1 protein-coding gene is annotated in these 314 nt (G+C 66.6%); it reads left to right on the top strand.

Annotation, left to right across the window (positions count from 1 at the left end; translation table 11 throughout):
- Position 1: 1 nt before the first annotated feature.
- Positions 2-142, top strand: a complete 141-nt coding sequence (locus tag IO39_RS59300; protein WP_342671485.1) for a cellulose binding domain-containing protein — start codon at positions 2-4, stop codon at positions 140-142.
- Positions 143-314: the final 172 nt, after the last annotated feature.

The following is a 314-nucleotide window of genomic DNA, read 5'->3' as shown; positions in this document are numbered from 1 at the left end:
GGTGGTGACGGCCAAGGCGCTGGGCTGGAACGGCAAGATCAGACCGGGGCAGAAGGTGACGTTCGGCTTCAACGGCACCAACGCCTCCGGCCCGAACCCCGCGCCCGAGGTGTTCCACCTCAACGGCGCGCGCTGCTCGTAACGGCATAGCGGCGTAACGGCGTAACGGCGGTCCCCTGGGCGTTGCGGACACTTCGTTGAACGGAATACTGTCATCCCCATGCCCAGGGGAACCTCCGAAGTCAGCGAGCCGATGTACTTCGTGCTCACCGCCCTCCGCGCGGGCCCGCTGCACGGACACGCGATCAGCAAGT

Origin of the sequence: Nonomuraea candida, from assembly GCF_000725485.1 — a bacterium.
GTDB classification, from domain to species: Bacteria; Actinomycetota; Actinomycetes; order Streptosporangiales; family Streptosporangiaceae; genus Nonomuraea; species Nonomuraea candida.
The sequence above is the reverse complement of the archived record's forward strand: the minus strand, read 5'-3'. Positions and strand labels throughout refer to the sequence as shown.